Origin of the sequence: Inquilinus sp. KBS0705 (genome assembly GCA_005938025.2) — a bacterium.
Lineage (GTDB): Bacteria > Bacteroidota > Bacteroidia > Sphingobacteriales > Sphingobacteriaceae > Mucilaginibacter.
In genome coordinates, this window is the sequence record VCCI02000006.1 from 51,069 (window position 1) to 70,883 (window position 19,815).

Consider the following 19,815-nt stretch of genomic DNA (forward strand, 5'->3'; position numbering starts at 1 on the left):
TTAAATGTTGGGGTTAGCTGCGTATGCTTTCCATAATTCATCAACAGATTTGCCGGTTAGGCTGGCCCAGGTGTTATCATTATAAGTATGCTTACGCATAATTTCGTCAAGCTTTTTAACAGTGCCTTTTTTAACCTTGGTTTCTACCCAAAATAAAAAGCGGGCGGTAACCCGGTAGGCGTTATCATAGTTTTGTTTAGCATCAAACGACGGGAACTGCCAGCGGGCCGCATCATTTGCTACTCCATGTTCATGGCGTACATAGTCGGCAATACCTTCGGTAAGCCAGCCGGGGCCGTTACTGTCGCCATAATCCTGGGCTATATGCATCACCTCGTGGGTAACTACATCAACGTCGGCAGGGTGCTTGGTCATATAGGCAGGGCTAAATACTACGCGGCCATTGTCTGTAGCAGCAACACCGTGGTAAGCGGTATCAATAAAAAACACCACCTGCTTAAGGCTTTTTTTATTGTACTCCTGCACAATTTTTGGATAAACAATAAAAAATGTGCTGATCAGTTTTTGAGTGATGGCGTTATCAAAATGCTCATCGTTACCACTTACAATAAGTGTGTAGCCTGCTCTTTTAATGGTGTCGGCACCAGCTGCTAAAGCCGTATTATAGGCAATGGCTATTAATAGTGAGGTAAATAATAGGGTCTTCTTCATGTTCATGCGCAAAAATAATATTTTGCCTCTGCATCATCCTATCTATCGTTAATGTTACATAGCCTGTGGTGCGACGGTAAGGTAATAGATTAATGCGACACACAGGCAATAGCAAACCAATACCACTTTTTATTTGCAATTGTATAAGCACTTATATAAATTGCATCATGAATTTGTATCAAAGCTTAGGTTACCTGGTTTTGGGCAGCCGTTTAAGGCGCATGAGCGAAACCTTTTTGGCCGAAATAAACCGCATATATCAGAACGAAGGGATAGACTTTGATGCCGGATGGTTCCCGGTTTTTTATTTATTGTCAAAAAACGACTCTCTGTCTATAAAAGAACTAAGCGAACAAACCGAGGTATCACACCCGGCAGCAAGTCAGTTAATAACCAATCTGAAAAACCGCAAACTGGTCGAAACCTCTGTTTGCACCGACGACGGCCGCAGGCAACTGGTACAGTTTACCCCAAAGGGCCGTGTTTTGCTGGAACAAATATTGCCCGTTTGGGATGCCATTAGCAGCGGCATGAACGAAATGGCAGAAAGCGACCCCACCATTGCGGAGCTGCTGCCCGCTATATCCGCATTAGAAAATACTTTCCGCACGGCTAACCTGGCGAGCAGGGTGAGTGACAAACTAAATGCTGTACCCAATGAATAGTTTTGACTATGGCACCGGCCACCTAACAATTGGTATTTGCCTGGATATTGCCGCGGGCAAGGTACAGGGCATTATTGCCGATGAAGCTGCAAATCGCATTAAAATATCGTGGCTGGAGGTGGAGAAGATAGTACACGCGCAAAAGCCGGTTTATGGTATCAATACTGGTTTTGGCCCGCTTTGCGATACCCGTATATCCGAAAAAGACACCAGCCTGCTGCAAAGTAATATATTAAAAAGCCATAGCGTAGGCGTGGGTAAACCCATCCCGCAGGAAATTGCCAAACTGATGCTGATTACCAAGGTGCATGCTTTGGCGCAGGGTTACTCGGGCATTGCGCCGCAAACGTTGGCTCGCATTATATGGCATATAGATAATGATATCATCCCGGTAGTTCCCGAAAAAGGCTCGGTAGGTGCATCGGGCGATTTGGCGCCGCTGTCGCATTTGTTTTTACCGCTTATAGGTTTGGGTTTTGTGGTTGTTGGCGATGAAAAACATCCGGCGGCGCAGGTACTGCAAAAAAACAACTTACAGCCATTAGTACTTGGACCGAAAGAAGGCCTGGCCTTAATAAATGGTACGCAGTTTATACTGGCATTTGCTATAAAAGCAGTGCAGCGTTTGCATAATGCTTTAAACGTTGCCGACCTGATCGGTGCCATGTCATTAGAGGGGCTTAAGGGCTCGTCACGGCCATTTGACGCACGGTTGCATGGCATTCGCCCCTTCAAAGGAACAAAGTACGTAGCGCGGCGATTAGCCGCCCTGCTGAATGGCTCAGATATAGGCAGCTCGCATGTAGATTGCGACAGGGTGCAGGATCCCTATTCGTTGCGTTGCATGCCGCAGGTGCATGGCGCATCGCGGAACGCCTGGCTGCATTTAAAAGAGCTAACCGAAATAGAATTAAATTCCGTTACCGATAACCCTGTTATTTTTAACGCGGATGATACCATAAGCGGGGGCAATTTTCACGGGCAGCCATTAGCCATGCCTTTAGATTATGCCACCGTAGCCGCTGCCGAATTAGGCAATATTGCCGATCGACGCTGTTACCTGATGAGCGAGGGACGATACGGCTTGCCCAAACTTCTAACAGACGATGCCGGGCTAAATTCGGGCCTGATGATACCGCAATACACTACCGCCGCATTGGTTACCGAAAATAAAACGCTTTGCTTCCCGGCCAGCGCCGATAGCGTGCCAACTTCTTTAGGGCAGGAGGATCATGTTTCTATGGGTTCTATCAGCGGGCGCAAGCTGCACATGGTGATAGATAATATCGAGTACATACAGGCCATCGAATTATTATACGCTTCGCAGGCATTGGATTTTCGCAGGCCCTTGCAAAGTACCCCGGTGATAGAGGCCTGCCACCAGGTGGTGAGGCAGCATGTGCCCTTTATAAAAGAGGACCGCATTTTTGCCGACGATATAAACGCCCTGCATCAATTAATTATAAGCGGCCGGTTTGAGCAAGTTGCCGGCGATGCCGCCCAAAAACATAACATCAACCTAAATAGCGATGACGAGTTCGGAATTTATTAAAACATACGCCAATCACCCCGTTTACAAAGCGCCGGTGGGTACACAATTGCATGCCAAAAGCTGGCAAACCGAAGCACCCTTGCGTATGCTGTTAAACAACCTGGATGGGCAGGTTGCCGAAAACCCCGACGAGCTGGTGGTATACGGTGGCATAGGCCAGGCCGCCCGCAACCCCGAGTCGCTGCGAAAAATTATTGAAATTTTGCTGGAACTGGACGAGGACCATTCCTTGCTGGTACAATCGGGTAAGCCGGTGGGTATTATTCGCAGCCACGCACAGGCGCCAAGGGTTTTAATAGCCAACAGCAACCTGGTACCGGCATGGGCCACCTGGGAGCATTTTAATAAGCTACGCGCTGATGGCCTGATGATGTACGGCCAGATGACCGCCGGCAGCTGGATCTATATTGGTACGCAAGGTATTTTACAAGGCACTTACGAAACCTTTGTAGAAGCGGGCCGGCAACATTTTAACAACGATTTAACGGGTAAGCTGATAGTAAGCGCCGGCATTGGGGGCATGGGTGGCGCCCAACCGCTGGCCGCTACTATGGCAGGTGCCGTATTTTTAGGTGCCGATGCTGATGTAACCCGCATACAAAAGCGGATAGACAGTAAGTATATAGACAGGCTTACCCACTCTTACGAGGAGGCTATTAGCTGGGTGCAAAATGCGATGGCGAAAGGCGAGGCACTATCTGTTGGCCTGGTGAGCGATGCTGGTGATATGCTGGAACGTTTGATAGCCGACGGCATTGTGCCTCATATGGTAACCGACCAAACATCGGCACACGATCCGCTGAATGGTTACATCCCTAACGGCTTGAGCCTGCAACAAGCGGCAGATTTGCGCAAGGCAGATGCTGTAGAATATAAACGATTATCGCTAAAAAGCATGGCGCGCCATGTAGGTTTTATGCTGCAGCTGCAAAAACTGGGTTCGGTTACTTTTGATTATGGCAACAACCTGCGCGAGTTTGCCAAGCAAGGCGGCGAGCAAAATGCCTACGATTTTCCGGGGTTTACACCGGCCTTTATACGCCCGCTGTTTTGCGAGGGCAAGGGGCCGTTCCGTTGGGTGGCCTTATCCGGCGATCCGGAAGATATTTATACTACAGACAGGGCGCTAATGGAAGCCTTTCCCGAAAATAAACCGCTGATAAACTGGTTAGAGAAGGCACAAAAACAGATCGCCTTCCAAGGGTTACCGGCCCGTATTTGCTGGCTGGGCATGGGCGACCGCGAAAAGGCAGGTTTGATATTTAACAACCTGGTAGCAACAGGCAAGGTAAAAGGCCCAATAGTGATCGGTCGTGACCATTTAGATTGCGGCTCGGTAGCATCGCCAAACCGGGAGACGGAATCAATGAAGGATGGCTCGGATGCGGTATCGGATTGGCCATTGCTTAACCTGATGGTCAATACATCGGGCGGGGCAACATGGGTATCGTTCCATCATGGTGGCGGGGTAGGCATGGGCTACTCGCAGCATGCGGGTATGGTGGTAGTAGCCGATGGTACCGAACGCGCGGCCACCTGCCTTAAACGGGTTTTGCATAACGACCCTGCAATGGGTATCTTCCGCCATACCGATGCCGGTTACGACAAAGCGGCCGAGTGGGGCGAAAGATTTGGATTAAGGGTGTGGTAGTTGGATGGTAAGTAGAGCATGGTTGATTGGTGAGTGGTCGGATGCGACACATAATAAAAACCGTCATTGCGAGGAACGAAGCAATCTCCCGTGAAAGCAATTATATACATGTCATTTCGAACGATAGTGAGAAATCTTGTTCAAATGATAGGTGTCGAACCTGGTACGATGAACAAGATTTCTCCTCGTACCTCGTTCGAAATGACATGGTTTATTAAATAAAATGAAAAAACTAATTGGTCCGTTTACACAAATTTTGCCGTTATCAGGCTTGCCTTTAAAAGGTGCCCTGAGGGATGAGCAGTTGCGCATCATACCCAACGGCGGTGTGCTGGTAGCGGACGGACTGATTATGGCTGTTGACGATTTTGATACGCTGCGAAAGGATAATCCATCAAGCCCAATAGAAGAAATTACCGGCGAAAAAATACTGCTGCCGGGCTTTATAGATTGCCATACCCATATTTGCTATGCAGGGACAAGGGCCAAAGACTATGCAATGCGCATAGCGGGTAAAACTTACCTGGAGATAGCCCAATCAGGCGGTGGGATATGGGATACCGTTACCCAAACCCGTTTAGCTGATGAAGCAACGCTTGTTAAATCATTAGTGAACAGGGCCAATCGCCATCTATCCGAAGGCGTAACCACCATAGAAGTAAAAAGCGGCTATGGTTTAAGTTTGGAGGAGGAGTTAAAACAGTTAAGGGCTATAAAAGCGGCATCACATCAAACGAAAGCCAATTTAATACCCACCTGCCTTGCCGCCCACATGGTCCAAAGAGATTTTGCAGGCTCGCAGGCGGAGTATTTGCAGTATGTGGCAGATAATCTGTTGCCTGTTATCAAACAGGAACAGCTGACTAATAGGGTGGATATTTTCATTGAAAAAAGCGCCTTTGATACAAAAAATGCACTCGCCTATCTTAAAAAAGCTAAAGAAATGGGCTTTTATATCACCGTTCACGCCGATCAGTTTACAGCGGGCGGCAGTGCAGTAGCGGTTGAAGCAGGTGCGTTATCTGCTGACCATTTAGAAGCTTCCGGAGAAGCTGAAATAAAGCTACTGGCAGCTTCTGCTACGGTAGCCGTTGCATTGCCCGGCGCATCGTTAGGTTTGGGTATGCCCTATACACCGGCCCGTAAATTATTAGATGCCGGTGCCTGCCTGGCCATTGCCAGCGACTGGAACCCCGGTTCGGCACCTATGGGCGATCTGCTGATGCAGGCAGCGGTGATGAGCGCGGGTGAAAAATTAACTACAGCCGAAGTATTTGCAGGATTAACCTACCGTGCGGCGGCAGCTTTAAAATTAAACAAGCGTGGTATATTAGCATCCGGAATGTACGCTGATATGCAGGCTTACCCCGTAAACGATTATCGCGACATATTATATTACCAGGGTAAATTAAAACCGGACGAGGTATGGATTGGCGGTAGCAAATAAGAGGGGGGCTATGCGATTCCTTCCCTGGGGAAGGAGGAGGAAGGGGTTATTTAACATGCGATGTGTCGCCGCGACAACCCCTCCCTGCCATCGCTCCGCCCAACACACCCCTCCCGTGGGGAGGGAATAATTTAATGAACAATGAACAATTGAACCAATGAACCAACTAATTGAATGTGTACCCAATTTTAGCGAAGGTGTGAACCTATCCATCATCAAACAAATAACAGATGAAGTGGAATCGGTTGAGGGTGTTCGCCTGCTGAATATAGACCCGGGCAAGGCCACAAACCGCACCGTGGTAACCTTTGTTGGCGAACCTGAGCAGGTGATACAGGCAGCGTTTTTAGCCATCAAAAAAGCGGGTGAACTGATAGATATGAGCAAACACAAAGGCGAGCATCCCCGTATGGGTGCAACCGATGTTTGTCCGCTGATACCGATAGCCAACATCACTATGGCCGAAACTGCCGAATACGCTAAAAAGCTGGCTAACCGTGTGGGAGAAGAATTGGCTATCCCCGCATATTTATATGAACATGCGCAGGCCGATAAAAAGCGCAACAACCTGTCGGTTATTCGCTCGGGCGAGTACGAGGGCTTCTTCAAAAAAATAAAATTACCGGAATGGAAACCTGATTTTGGCCCTGCTGAAATGGATGCCAAACGCGGCGCTACGGTTATTGGCGCAAGGGATTTTCTGATCGCTTATAATGTAAACCTAAATACCACATCAACCCGCAGGGCAAATGCGATAGCCTTTGATGTGCGCGAGGCAGGTCGTGTAATGCGAGAAGGTGACCCGGTTACAGGCAAGGTGATTACTGATGAAAACGGCAAACCTGTATCTATACCTGGCTCGTTAAAAAGTGTAAAAGCTATTGGTTGGTATATAGAGGAATATGGCGTAGCACAAATATCCATGAACCTTACCAATATTGAGGTAACACCTATACATATAGCTTTTGACGAGGTTTGCAAAAAGGCCAATGAGCGCGGCATACGCGTAACCGGCAGCGAACTAGTGGGCCTGATACCGCTAAAGGCGATGCTGGATGCCGGCAAATACTTTTTGCGTAAGCAGCAGCGCTCGGTAGGGGTAAGCGAAGCAGAGCTGATCAAAATAGCTATTAATTCGATGGGTTTAGATGAGTTGGGGCCTTTTAACCCCGACGAACGTATAATTGAATACTTGCTTCGCGATACCGCATCAGGCAAGTTAGCAGGCATGACGCTTACCGCCTTTGCCGACGAAACCGCGAGCGAAAGTCCTGCACCGGGCGGCGGCTCTATATCTGCCTATTTAGGCGTGCTTGGCGCATCTTTGGCAACAATGGTAGCTAACCTGTCCTCGCATAAAAAAGGTTGGGATAGCCGCTGGGAAGAGTTTAGCGACTGGGCAGAGCAGGGGCAGGCCTACAAGGATGAATTACTGCGATTAGTTGATTTAGATACTGCCGCTTTTAATAAAATTATGGAGGCATTCAGCCTTTCTAAAAGTACTGACGCCGAAAAAGCCGCCCGCGATAAAGCCATACAGGATGCTACTAAATATGCAATTGAGGTGCCATTTAAAGTAATGGAAACCGCTTATAACAGCTTAGCGCTGATAAAGGCAATGGTAAATACCGGCAACCCCAATTCGGTTACAGATGCCGGTGTGGCGGCTTTATGCGTACGCTCCGCAGTGATAGGCGCTTTTATGAATGTGAAGATAAACGCGCAGGGCTATAAGGATAAAACCTATACCGCCGATATTATTGCCCGTGGCAACGACATTGAAGCCAAAACAATAGTAGCGGAAAAAGAGATAATTGAGTTGGTTAATAGTAAGATAGTTTAAGATTTAAATACAAAGAAGGCGCAAAGATCGCAGAGTTTTTCTCTGCGTATCTTTGCGCCTTCTCCGTACACTCCGCGGTTAAAATCTTCTTTACACCGCTATTGGTAACTCTTCAGGCGTGGCTATTAAAGGGTTTACGCTTTCGTCATCCTTCTCAACCCGCAGGTTATTTACAATATGCTGCTGGCGGGTCGGGGTGTTTTTACCCATAAAGTATTCCAACAGTGCCTTGATGTTGGCATCCTTCAAAAACACAGGGTCAAGCCTGATGTCCTTACCTATAAATAATCCAAACTCATCCGGAGATATTTCGCCCAAACCTTTAAAGCGGGTTATTTCAGGCTTAACACCTAATTTGGCTATGGCATTGCGGCGCTCTTCGTCGCTATAGCAGTAAATGGTTTCTTTCTTATTCCGCACCCTGAATAGTGGTGTTTGCAGGATAGACACGTGCCCGGCCTTCACCAGGTCAGGGAAAAACTGCAGGAAAAAGGTCATCAGCAACAGGCGGATGTGCATACCATCCACATCGGCATCGGTAGCTATTACAATATTGTTATAGCGCAGGCCATCAATACCATCCTCAATATTCAAGGCGTGTTGCAGCAGGTTAAACTCCTCGTTCTCGTACACTACTTTTTTGGTAAGGCCAAAGCAGTTAAGCGGCTTACCCTTTAAACTGAATACCGCCTGGGTCATCACATCGCGCGATTTGGTGATGGATCCGCTGGCCGAGTCGCCCTCAGTAATAAACAGTGTGGTTTCCTGCTTACGTTCGTGGTTATCATCAAAGTGCAGTTTGCAATCGCGTAGTTTACGGTTATGCAGCGATGCCTTTTTGGCGCGGTCGTTAGCCAGCTTTTTAATACCGGCAATATCTTTGCGCTCGCGCTCTGATTGTAAGATGCGTTTTAGTAAAGCATCGGCAGTAGCCGGGTTTTTGTGCAGGTAGTTATCCAGTTCCTTTTTAAGGAAATCGTTTATAAAGCCACGTACCGACGGCCCTTCGGGGCCAATGTTTTGCGAACCCAGCTTGGTTTTTGTTTGCGATTCGAAAACCGGCTCCTGCACCTTAATGGCAATAGCCGCCACAATAGAAGCACGGATATCCGACGCGTCAAATTCTTTTTTGTAAAACTCGCGTATGGTTTTAACCACCGCCTCGCGGAAGGCCGCCTGGTGCGTACCGCCTTGTGTGGTGTTTTGGCCGTTCACAAACGAGTAATATTCTTCGCCATATGATTGGCCGTGCGTCATGGCTATTTCAATATCCTCGCCTTTTAAGTGGATGATAGGGTAGCGCAGGTTTTCGGCATCGGCGTTGCGTACCAGCAGGTCGTAAAGGCCGCGTTCCGATAAATATTTTTGTCCGTTAAAGTTTAGGGTAAGCCCCGAGTTAAGGAACACATAGTTCCATATCATATTTTCAACAAACTCGGGTATAAAGCGGTAATGCCTAAAAATGGTATCGTCGGGCACAAAGTTGATGGCTGTACCGTTGCGTTGGGTGGTTTCTTTTTCGGCCTCGTCGCGTACCAGTTCTCCTTTGGCAAATTCGGCCAGTTTGGTGCGCCCGTCGCGGTACGATTGTACGGTGAATGAGTTAGATAGCGCGTTAACCGCCTTGGTACCCACACCATTTAACCCTACCGATTTTTGGAAGGCCTTGCTATCATATTTACCACCGGTATTTATTTTTGATACGCAATCTATCACCTTACCCAAAGGTATGCCGCGTCCATAATCGCGTACAGATACCTTGTGGTCGCTCATGCTCACCTCAATGGTTTTGCCCGATCCCATTACAAACTCATCTATCGAGTTGTCAATAATCTCTTTAAGCAGTACGTATACGCCATCGTCAAAAGCCGAGCCATCGCCCAGCTTGCCAATGTACATACCCGGCCTTAAACGTATATGTTCTTTCCAGTCTAACGACCGGATACTGTCGTCATCGTAATTTGTAGTTTCTGCCATGTGTAATAAAAATAGATGCGGAGATCGCCTTTATGCAAAAATAGAATTCAGCCACTTAAATCGGTATTTAAATGTGCTAACTTATTAACATTATAAGCCTATGGTTTAAACTTTATGCAGTTGCTGGCCTTATCAATGTTTTTAAAAAACTCCGGGCCTTTCTCGTTCGACAGGCAAACGGCCATAATGGTGCCGGTATGAAATTTTTGCAGCGTAATTAACAGTGCATACTTATAGTGCTTTGTAACGGCGTTATCTTCCAGGTTTAAAAGGTAGCTTTTACCAACATCGGCATTATATTTTGCCAAAACGCTTGGGGGTATGGTGCGGGTAAAAAAATCAGTTTCGCCGGTAAATGCCGCTGCCTGCGCGGTGCCCATACCCAGGTATAACGAGTCGGGGTTGGCCTGCCTGGCGTTTTTGTTATTTAATGTTTGCTGATAGCTGGCCCAGTTTTCTTTTTGCGAGCGCACCTGGAACCATATTTCAAACTCTTTACCCGGCAGCGCTATAGCATAATCAAAAGAGAGATCCTCATTATTTGGTGCCTTTATCTCTTTAAAGCTTGCCGGAAAAATAAAGGTAGCATTTGCCTGCGATGCCAACAGCCAAAAAGCTTGAAGCTGCGGACTAACGCCTGCAATATTTTTAACGGGTTTTGGTGCTGGTTTTTTGCGGTCCTGTGCAAATAATGCAGGAACAATACAAAACAAGCATATACCCGTAAGTAATAATTGTTTAATTTGCTTCAAAATAGTTTAAAAAAATTAGTAGGGCAACTCAAAAATAGTCAATATTTCTAAATAAGATGATTTTGCCGGTATTTAAAATTAAAAATTAACACACAGATAATATGAGTATAACCCCCCGCCTAAACCGCTTCGATCTTACTATGATAGTGATAAGCCTGGTAATAGGCATGGGGATATTTGGCTCGCCCAGCGATGTAGCTGTAAAGGCCGGCAGCACCTGGATATTTTTTGGCGCCTGGATATTTGGAGGCCTTGTAAGCCTTTGCGGCGCGCTTACCTTTGCTGAGATTGGCGCGCGCTACCCACATACCGGGGGTTTTTATAAAGTGTTTTCGTACTGTTACCACCCCGCATTTGCCTTTATGATAAACTGGGTGCTGGTTATAAGCAACGCGGCCTCTGTAGCAGCCGTTGCGCTATTAGGGTCCGAGTATATTAACCCTATATTATTGCCGCAGAGTTTTCAAAACAGTACCGGTACCAAAATTACTACCATAGCTACGGTGCTGGTTTTATATGTCATTAATTTTTTAGGCATTAAATTAAGTGCCAGGGCGCAAAATATATTAACCATTTTTAAAGTAACCATGATATTGGTGCTATGCATCGCTATTTTTATGAGCGACAGGCCAACAGCGGCATCGGCTATTGTAGCTGTGCCGCATAGCGGTAATGTAATAACCGCGTTTGGCCTTAGCCTGGTGGCTGTATTTTTTACCTATGGCGGTTACCAGCAAACCATCAACTTTGGCGGCGATATCATTAACCCTAAAAGCAACATCCCTAAAGCTATATTTTTTGGGATAGGTACTGTAATTACACTTTACCTGGCTATTAATTATGCTTATGTAGCGGTATTAGGCATCGGCGGGTTGCAGCATACGCATACGCTGGCGGCATCATTGGCGGGGGTAATATTTGGGCCAATTGGTTCTAAAATAACATCAATATTAATGTTTGTATCGGTACTGGCTTACGTTAACGTAAATATACTGGCTAACCCCAGGGTATATTATGCTATGGCCGAGGATGGCATTTTGCCGCCGATATTTAAAAAGGTGAACGAGAAAACACAGGTGCAAGAATTTGGCATGACGTTTTTTGTAGCGGCTGCTTTGGTCATCCTGTTTTTTGTGGGCACTTTTAGCGAGATGCTGAAGTACGTAATGTTTTTTGATACCATTGGCCTTTCGCTGGCGGCCCTGGCTATTTTTATCCTCCGCAAAAAAACAAAGGATATGGATATCAGCAGCATTTACACCATAAAGCTGTTCCCGCTTATACCGGCCCTCTTCATCCTGTCGTATTGGTTTGTTACCATAAACATATTCATCACTTTTAAAGAGAACCCCTATGCTGCTTTGCTTTGCCTGGCCGCTTATTTATTAGGTTTAGGCATTTACTATTTAGGGGCAAGTAAAAAACGACCAAAACTTTCGCAAGAATAACTATGGATATATCCTACATACTTAACGAGCTTGGCGAAGACCGCGAAAGCTACTTTAACGCTGTATCGCCGCCTATTATACAAAGCAGCAATTTTACCTTTAATAGCGTGGCCCATTTTAGGGAGGCCCTGGCCGATGAGTATGACGCCATGCTTTACTCGCGCGGGCAAAACCCAACGCTTAATATATTGCGAAAAAAGCTGGCCGCGTTGGATGGCGCCGAAGATGCACTGGTATTTAGCAGCGGTATAGCCGCTATTACCGTACCTATACTTGCTTTGCTTAAACAAGGCGATCATGTGGTATCGGTAGAGAACCCTTACAGCTGGACAATAAAGCTTTTTAATAACTTTTTGCCCAAATTTGGCATAACCACCACCTTTGTTGATGGCACCAACACAGCGGCAATTGAAGCCGCCATACAACCAAATACCAAACTAATATACCTGGAAAGCCCCAACACCTTTAGCTACGACCTGCAGGATTTTACCGCCATAGCAGCTATTGCCAAACAACGCGGCATTTTAACCATGACGGATAATAGCTACTGCACCCCGCTTTACCAGCAGCCCATAAAAATGGGGATAGACCTGGTAGCGCAATCGGCAACCAAGTACATAGGCGGCCACTCGGATGTGGTTGCGGGGGTGGTAACAGGTAGCAAGGCTTTAATAGAGCAGATATTTAACCACGAGTTTTTAAACATAGGTGCTTCGTTATCGCCCCACTCGGCATGGCTATTGATACGGGGCCTGCGCACTTTGCCTTTGCGCCTGCAACGCAGTTTTGAAACCACGCGCACAGTAATTGCATGGTTAAAGCAACACCCGCGTATTGATAAAGTGATATGGCCCTTTGAAGTAGATTTTAAACAATACAGCCTGGCCCGCCAGCAAATGCAGGGCTGCGGCGGCTTGTTTAGCTTTACATTAAAAGATTCGTCGTTAGATAAGATCGAGACTTTTTGCGATAGATTAAAACATATCTTAATGGCGGTATCATGGGGCGGGCACGAAAGTTTGATCATCCCCTCGATAGCAGGTATCAGCAAAAACGATTACGATGCAGCCAACCCGCGCCACCAACTCATACGCATGTATGTTGGGCTGGAAGAGGCTGAATACCTGATAAATGATCTGAAAAGAGCGCTAAAACAATCTTTTTAAATTTTTTTAAAAAGTATTTTGATTATATAGATTATCTTTATTAAGTTTGCATTGATGATGAAATTAAAGTCATTAAATAAAAGCATAATTGGTATCCTTGGTAAGGGATATAAATTTTATAGTTAATTGGTTGGTAAAATCCTCGCTTCGGTGGGGATTTTTTTTGCCCCGTTTTTAACTGCTTGCTAAACGATATAAAAACAACCTGAATAGATACTCAAATGGCCAGATTAAACCTTTTAGAAGAAACCCGGTACGAGAAGCTGCCGGTAAGTGTATACAAAGATCAAAGCAGCGCATCGTTAGCTGTAGCGGCACGCATAGCCAAGCTGATACGCCAAAAACAAGCCGCCGGCCAACCTACCGTATTAGGTCTGGCAACAGGGGTAACACCTATAAAAGTATACGCCGAATTGATTCGCCTGCATAAAGAAGAAGGGCTGTCATTTAAAAACGTGATCACCTTTAACCTGGATGAATATTACCCCATGAAACCCGACGCGGTGCAAAGCTACGTTACCTTCATGAACGAGAACTTGTTTGACCATGTGGATATTGATAAAAGCAATGTGCATATCCCCGATGGCACCCTGGAACAGGACGCGGTAGCTACCTTTTGCCTGAACTACGAGAAGCAGATAGAAGAGTTAGGCGGCCTTGACCTACAGTTGTTAGGTATAGGCCGTACCGGCCACATTGGCTTTAATGAGCCGGGGTCGGCACCCAACTCGGGTACCAGGCTGGTTACTTTAGATGACCTTACCCGCCGTGATGCCTCGCGTGATTTTGGTGGTAAAGAGAACGTACCTACCAAAGCCATTACCATGGGCGTTGGTACCATATTTAAAGCGCGCGAGATTTTATTAATGGCATGGAGCGCCAAAAAAGCACCTATCATCCGCAAAGCTGTAGAAGGCGAGATATCGAGCGAAGTGCCCGCCACCTACCTGCAACTAAGCGACCACGTAGAATTTGTGTTAGATGAAGGCGCCGCATCTTCATTAACACGTTTTGATACACCATGGTTAGTTAAGGATTGCGTTTGGGATAACTCATTAAAAAAGAAAGCGGTTATTTGGTTATCTACCACCGTAGGCAAACCCATTTTAAAACTTACCGAAGAGGATTACAATAGCAACGGTATGGCCCAACTGGCCGTTGAACAAGGCCCGGTTTACGAGATCAACATCGATATATTTAACCAGGTACAACATACCATTACCGGCTGGCCGGGTGGTAAGCCGGGTGCTGATGATAGCCAAAGACCAGAAAGGGCCGAGCCGGCCAAAAAGCGATCTATCGTGTTTTCTCCGCATCCTGATGATGACGTAATATCCATGGGCGGCACATTCATCCGTTTAGTAGACCAAGGGCATGATGTGCATGTGGCCTACCAAACATCGGGCAACACCGCCGTATGGGACGATGACGTGCTGAGGTTTGTTGAGTTTGCCATCGACTTTAAAGAAAGCGTGGGCGAGGATGCCGGTAAGCTGCGTGGCATTTACAAAGACATGCGCGCGTTTATGGCCCAAAAGAAACCCAACCAGATAGATACACAAGAGATACGCAATGTAAAAGGCTTCATCCGCAAAACTGAGGCCATATCGGGCGCTCGTTATGCGGGGTTACCGGATAGCAATATCCATTTTCAGGCCCTTCCGTTTTACGAGACTGGCAAAACCCAAAAGAATTCGGTTGGCGAAGAAGATGTAAAACTAACCATGGAGCTATTGCAGAGTATAAAACCTCACCAGGTATTTGCAGCCGGCGACTTTGCCGACCCTAACGGTACCCACCTGGTATGCTTTAACATTATTATAGCGGCGCTAACCCGCCTAAGGGAAACCGAAGATTGGGTAAAGGATTGCTGGCTGTGGCTATACCGTGGCGCATGGCATGAGTTTGCCACCCACGAGATAGAGATGGCCGTACCACTTTCGCCTGCCGAAGTGCTACGCAAGCGTAATGCTATATTTAAACATCAGTCGCAAAAAGATACGCCGGTTTTCCCGGGTGATGACATGCGCGAGTTTTGGGTACGTGCCGAAGACCGCAACCGCGAGACCGCTCAAAACTACGACAAGCTGGGTATGGCCGAATACGCCGCCATGGAAGCCTTTGTTAGGTATCATTATTAATACAGTTTTTTAAGTTTATAAAAATACATCTACCTTGTATTCCCGGTACGCTAAGCAGCCTGCCGGGAATTTTTGTTTTATCTATATAACAGTTATGAAAAAGCTTCTGATATTTTTTGTTTTAGCAATAGCAGGCATTACCGCAAAAGCACAGCAAGGTTTTCCGTTTGATAATGAGATAAGGGATTTTAAGCACCAGGATAGTATCAGTTTCCCGCCGAAGGATGCCATACTATTTATAGGCAGTTCATCCATACGTAAATGGACGGATCTGGAACAGCGTTTTAGCGGCGTGCCCATTATACGCCGTGGAGTTGGCGGCTGCACGCTGGAACAATTGGTTGATTTTTATACACCTTACATTCTGTTCCCTTACCACCCGCGTAAAATATTTGTATATGCCGGCGATAACGACATCGCCGCAGGCAAAACAGGCACGTTTGTGGCCGAAGAGTTTGTAAAGCTATGGGATATGATACACAAACAGCTACCCAATGCAGACGTTTACTTTATGGCCGTAAAACCAAGCAATAGCCGGCTTAAATACATCCCCGAAGTAAACACAGCCAACAAACTGGTAGCGGCATTTTTAGCAAAAACAAAAAAAGGGCACTATGTAGACCTTGCCAGTGTGGTGCTGGATGCCAACACCCACCTGCCTGATAACACTTTGTTTGAAGGCGACCAGCTGCATTTAAACAGCAAAGGGTACGATAAATGGCAGGCGGTTTTACAACCCCTTGTAAAATAAGAAAAGCCCCGGTAAACCGGGGCCTCTCTGCACACTCAAACACTAAACTAATAAACCTACTTAAATACGCTGTACACGTTTGTTATCTTCCAGCCGTTACCGGTGTTAGCAACAGTTACATAATTACTGCGTGTAGAATTTTCAAATTTCATATCAACTTTTATTACGGCTAAGTCGGCGTTGCTTTCTACCACTTCGGTGCTGGTGGTACAGGCTTGCTCAACATTTTTTTCGGTTTTTAAAAAGTCCGTCATTTCTTTTTTGGTGAAGCTCATTATCTTTTTACCACGTAAAAAGCTAAACTTAGCCGACTGGTCAAGCACTTCGTTTAGGCCATCGCTTTTGCCACGTGTCATGGCATCCAGGTAAACATTAATGGCGTGTGTTTTGGTTAGTTTTTCGTTGTCGTTTTCGGTAGCTTTTGCAGCATTGCAAACTACAACAAGGGCAAGGCCAAGGATGATTGATTTTAAAGTTTTCATAATATTGGAATTAAAGGTTTTCGTAAATTTTATATCTATAAGATGCGCCCACATCGCCTTTCGTTACAGCCTAAAACGTTAAATAACACGATTTAACAAACATTTAACAATTGCATTACTCAATAGCATATATTTGAATGTATGGTAGATTTTAATACTATTATTTTACAGTTTGGCGAGTTTGGCGACAAAACTGGCTGGACCTATATTGAAATACCTGCCGATATTGCCCAACAAATACTGCCTGGTAATAAGCGGGCGTTTCGTGTTATGGGGTTTTTAGATAATTATGCCGTAAGCGGCATGTCGGCTTTGCCGCATGGGGGCGGCAATTTTATACTGGCATTGCGTAAAGAAGTTTGCAAAGCCATCCGCAAAAGCAAGGGCGCAATGCTGCGGGTACAGTTACAACATGATAAAGACTTTAAGATAGAAATGCCCGCCGATTTGCAGGAATGCTTTGATTTTGAACAACCTGAAGCGTATGAATATTTTAGCGGCTTATCAAAATCGCACCAGGGGTATTTTATAAAATGGATAAACGACGCTAAAACCGAACAAACCAGGGCTAACCGCATAGTAAACACCATTAACGCCGCAGCACGCCGCATGGATTACGGTATGATGCTAAGGGAACAAAAAAGACTGAGGGAAGGATAGGAGGTTATTAAGGTAACCGCAGGGCCTCTCTGCGAGAAATCCTGCGGAAAACTAAAAGCCAAATTATTTTGCCTTTACAACAACACTTGCCGATGTTAAGCCATCAGCGGTGGCTACTACTTTAATATCGCCGGGTGTTTCCCTGCCTTTTATAATTGCCAGCGCTAAGCCGTGGAAAGCCTTCATATTATCGGCCCTAAAGCTATCGTGGCTAACCGGGTCGCCGTTATCTACCGATACCAATGCGCCGCCGCTTACAGTAAATTTAACACGATTATCGCCGTTGGGTACTACATTGCCATCTTTATCCAATATAGTAACCGTAAGGAAGGATAGGTCCTTGCCATCGGCTTTAATGTTGCTGCGGTCGGCGGTTAGCTGTATTTTGGCTGCCGGGCCTGCGGTGTGTATCTCTTTAGTTAAAACCACCTTTCCGTTTTTACGAGATACCGCCTTAATGGTGCCCGGTTCAAATTTCAGTCGCCACATTACATGGAGGTCGTCGCCGGTTTTCTTTTTTATTCCCATCGATTTACCGTTCAGGTACAATTCAACCTCATCGGCATTGTTATAGTAGGCCCAAAGGTCAACCGTTTGGCCCGGCTCCCAGTTCCAATGCGGAAAAATGTGCAGCACCGTTTTGTTGGTCCATTCGCTTTGGTACATGTAGTAAATATCCTTAGGGAAACCGGCCAGATCAATAATACCAAAGTACGAACTGCGCGATGGCCAACTGTAGGGCGTAGGCTCGCCCAGGTAATCAAAGCCCGTCCACACAAACATGCCGGATAGGAAATCGTATTTCTTCATCACTTTCCAGGTAGCTTCGTGGGTTGACCCCCATGGTGGTCGCACGTTGTCATAAGCCGACACATTGTTACCTTCGCGCACCAATGGTTTATCCCAGGTTGGGGGCCATATGCGTATACTGTCCGACGGCATTTCATAAAAACCCCTGGTTTCCAGCCCCGAAGTAGTTTCGGTAGCGATAAATTTTTTGCCGGGGAAACGTTCGTGGAATTTAGCGTATTCGCCCTCGTGGTAGTTATAGCCTATCAGATCAAGCGCGCCCGAGGCGATGATGTTGCTGCCTTTGCTGGGGTCGTTATTAGCTGATGTAATGGGGCGGGTAGCATCAAGGCTGCGCACAATACCGGCTAACTCGCGGGCTATAACGCGGCCTACGGTATCGGTGCGGCTGTATTGCTCGCCAATTTCGTTACCAATGCTCCATATAAATACCGATGGGTGGTTGCGGTCGCGCAGTAGCTGGTCTTGCAGGTCGCGTTTATGCCACTCATCCCAAAACAGGTGATAGTCGTACTTGTTTTTTTGCATCTTCCACATATCAAAAGCCTCATCCATTACAATAAAGCCCATTTTATCGCAAAGGTCAAGTAACTCGGGTGCAGGCGGATTATGCGATGTACGAATGCCATTGCAACCCATCGCCTTTAATATCTCCAGCTGGCGTTGCAAAGCACGGGTGTTAATAGCCGAACCCAAACTGCCCAGGTCGTGGTGGTCGCATACACCTAATATCTTCATAGGCTTACCATTCAGGCTAAAGCCTTTGTATGGGTCGAAATTGAAATACCGGATGCCTATTGGGGTGGTGTAGGTATCAACCACTGTTTTACCTATCAGCACTTGTGTAATCACCTTGTAAAGCGTTGGCTTATCTACCGACCATAACTCGGGGTTTTTCACCGTAAACTTATTGTGCATGGTAGCGAGTGTATCCGCAACATCAGCCGCCGACGGCGACGAACCGCCGAAAGCCGCTACCTTACCAGCTGCATCATATATAATGTAGCGTACATCGTAACGCGTGTGTGCAGGGTTTTTTACCCTTACATCTACAGCCACTGTAGCCGATGCATTGCTTACGGCAGGTGTGGTTACATAGGTTCCCCAATGGTCTATTGCTACTTTATTGGTAGTAACCAGCCATACATTGCGAAATATACCCGAACCCGAGTACCAGCGCGAATTAGGCTGCTCGGCGTTGTTTACCTTAACAGCAATTACGTTTTGTCCGCCAAAGTTAAGGTAGGGCGTCATATCGTACCTGAACGATATATAGCCATTTGGTCTAAAGCCCAAATGGTGGCCATTTATCCAAACATCGCTGTGTTGGTATACGCCGTCAAAATCAATATATACCTGTTTGTTTTTCGAAGCCGCGGGTACTGTAAATGTTTTGCGGTACCAGCCTATGCCACCGGGTAAAGCACCGCCTTCGGGTGTGGCGGGGTTATCTTTACTAAAGGTGCCTTCAATACTCCAATCGTGCGGCAGGTTTAGCTTGCGCCAGTCGTTATCGGGCGTGGCAGGGTTTTCGGCACCGTTTACATCGCCTAAATGGAACTGCCAGCCTTTGTCAAAATCGGCCACTGTGCGGGTTTGCTGGGCGTAACAGTTAATGGTAAGGCATAGCATTAAAAGCAGCCTGCCTGCGTTTTTAAGAGTAAATAAAGATGACATAGGTATAATTGATTTATTAAATGTTAAATATACAATTATGAGTAATAAATAGAAATGAAGTTTTTAATCAAAAGCCGCCAAATGTTTGATTATATAACAAAAACTTACTTCAAACAACGTG

At 46.3% G+C, this 19,815-nt stretch carries 15 protein-coding genes; 10 read left to right on the forward strand and 5 right to left on the reverse strand.

The window, feature by feature from the left end; translation table 11 throughout:
• A complete protein-coding gene (locus FFF34_019235) occupies nucleotides 1-672 on the reverse strand; it encodes a secretory protein (protein TSD62667.1) in 672 nt (223 codons plus the stop codon).
• Nucleotides 673-839: 167 nt separating this feature from the next.
• Between FFF34_019235 and FFF34_019240 the strand changes: the two genes are divergently transcribed.
• From FFF34_019240 to ftcD, 5 genes are all read left to right on the forward strand, one after another.
• Complete coding sequence (locus tag FFF34_019240; protein TSD62668.1) at nucleotides 840-1,337, forward strand: winged helix-turn-helix transcriptional regulator; 498 nt, start codon at nucleotides 840-842, stop codon at nucleotides 1,335-1,337.
• On the forward strand, nucleotides 1,318-2,889 hold the full coding sequence (gene hutH, locus FFF34_019245; GenBank protein ID TSD62669.1) for a histidine ammonia-lyase: 1,572 nt from the start codon (nucleotides 1,318-1,320) through the stop codon (nucleotides 2,887-2,889). The genes FFF34_019240 and hutH overlap by 20 nt, the downstream gene beginning before the upstream one ends.
• Entirely contained in the window at nucleotides 2,867-4,540 is a 1,674-nt protein-coding gene (locus FFF34_019250; GenBank protein TSD62670.1) for a urocanate hydratase, read from the forward strand. The genes hutH and FFF34_019250 overlap by 23 nt, the downstream gene beginning before the upstream one ends.
• Before the next feature lie 223 nt (nucleotides 4,541-4,763).
• Nucleotides 4,764-5,987 (forward strand): imidazolonepropionase, encoded by a 1,224-nt coding sequence (gene hutI / locus FFF34_019255; protein ID TSD62671.1) that lies wholly within the window; start codon nucleotides 4,764-4,766, stop codon nucleotides 5,985-5,987.
• A gap of 157 nt (nucleotides 5,988-6,144) precedes the next feature.
• The gene (gene ftcD, locus FFF34_019260) at nucleotides 6,145-7,830 is read left to right on the forward strand and encodes a glutamate formimidoyltransferase (GenBank protein ID TSD62672.1); all 1,686 of its coding nucleotides are present in this window, start codon (nucleotides 6,145-6,147) and stop codon (nucleotides 7,828-7,830) included.
• A 90-nt stretch (nucleotides 7,831-7,920) separates the two neighbouring features.
• Here ftcD and FFF34_019265 read toward each other — a convergent pair whose 3' ends face one another.
• Nucleotides 7,921-9,807, reverse strand: coding sequence for a type IIA DNA topoisomerase subunit B (locus tag FFF34_019265; GenBank protein ID TSD62673.1), 1,887 nt, complete (start codon nucleotides 9,805-9,807; stop codon nucleotides 7,921-7,923).
• A gap of 98 nt (nucleotides 9,808-9,905) precedes the next feature.
• On the reverse strand, nucleotides 9,906-10,559 hold the full coding sequence (locus FFF34_019270; protein TSD62674.1) for a hypothetical protein: 654 nt from the start codon (nucleotides 10,557-10,559) through the stop codon (nucleotides 9,906-9,908).
• A 101-nt stretch (nucleotides 10,560-10,660) separates the two neighbouring features.
• On the opposite strand from FFF34_019270, the gene FFF34_019275 reads away from it, so the two are divergent.
• From FFF34_019275 to FFF34_019290, 4 genes are all read left to right on the forward strand, one after another.
• Nucleotides 10,661-12,007 (forward strand): amino acid permease, encoded by a 1,347-nt coding sequence (locus FFF34_019275; GenBank protein ID TSD62675.1) that lies wholly within the window; start codon nucleotides 10,661-10,663, stop codon nucleotides 12,005-12,007.
• Nucleotides 12,008-12,009: 2 nt separating this feature from the next.
• Entirely contained in the window at nucleotides 12,010-13,173 is a 1,164-nt protein-coding gene (locus FFF34_019280) for an aminotransferase class I/II-fold pyridoxal phosphate-dependent enzyme (protein TSD62676.1), read from the forward strand.
• 221 nt (nucleotides 13,174-13,394) lie between these two features.
• Entirely contained in the window at nucleotides 13,395-15,314 is a 1,920-nt protein-coding gene (gene nagB, locus FFF34_019285) for a glucosamine-6-phosphate deaminase (protein TSD62677.1), read from the forward strand.
• 94 nt (nucleotides 15,315-15,408) lie between these two features.
• Nucleotides 15,409-16,065, forward strand: coding sequence for a hypothetical protein (locus tag FFF34_019290; GenBank protein TSD62678.1), 657 nt, complete (start codon nucleotides 15,409-15,411; stop codon nucleotides 16,063-16,065).
• Between the two features lie 56 nt (nucleotides 16,066-16,121).
• On the opposite strand, the gene FFF34_019295 is transcribed toward FFF34_019290, so the two are convergent.
• Nucleotides 16,122-16,601 carry a nuclear transport factor 2 family protein gene (locus FFF34_019295; protein TSD62679.1) on the reverse strand — a complete coding sequence of 160 codons (480 nt, stop codon included), beginning with the start codon at nucleotides 16,599-16,601 and terminating at the stop codon, nucleotides 16,122-16,124.
• Between the two features lie 87 nt (nucleotides 16,602-16,688).
• On the opposite strand from FFF34_019295, the gene FFF34_019300 reads away from it, so the two are divergent.
• Nucleotides 16,689-17,207, forward strand: a complete 519-nt coding sequence (locus FFF34_019300) for a DUF1905 domain-containing protein (protein ID TSD62680.1) — start codon at nucleotides 16,689-16,691, stop codon at nucleotides 17,205-17,207.
• A gap of 63 nt (nucleotides 17,208-17,270) precedes the next feature.
• Here FFF34_019300 and FFF34_019305 read toward each other — a convergent pair whose 3' ends face one another.
• Entirely contained in the window at nucleotides 17,271-19,649 is a 2,379-nt protein-coding gene (locus FFF34_019305) for a glycoside hydrolase family 2 protein (GenBank protein ID TSD62683.1), read from the reverse strand.
• Between the last annotated feature and the right edge of the window lie 166 nt (nucleotides 19,650-19,815).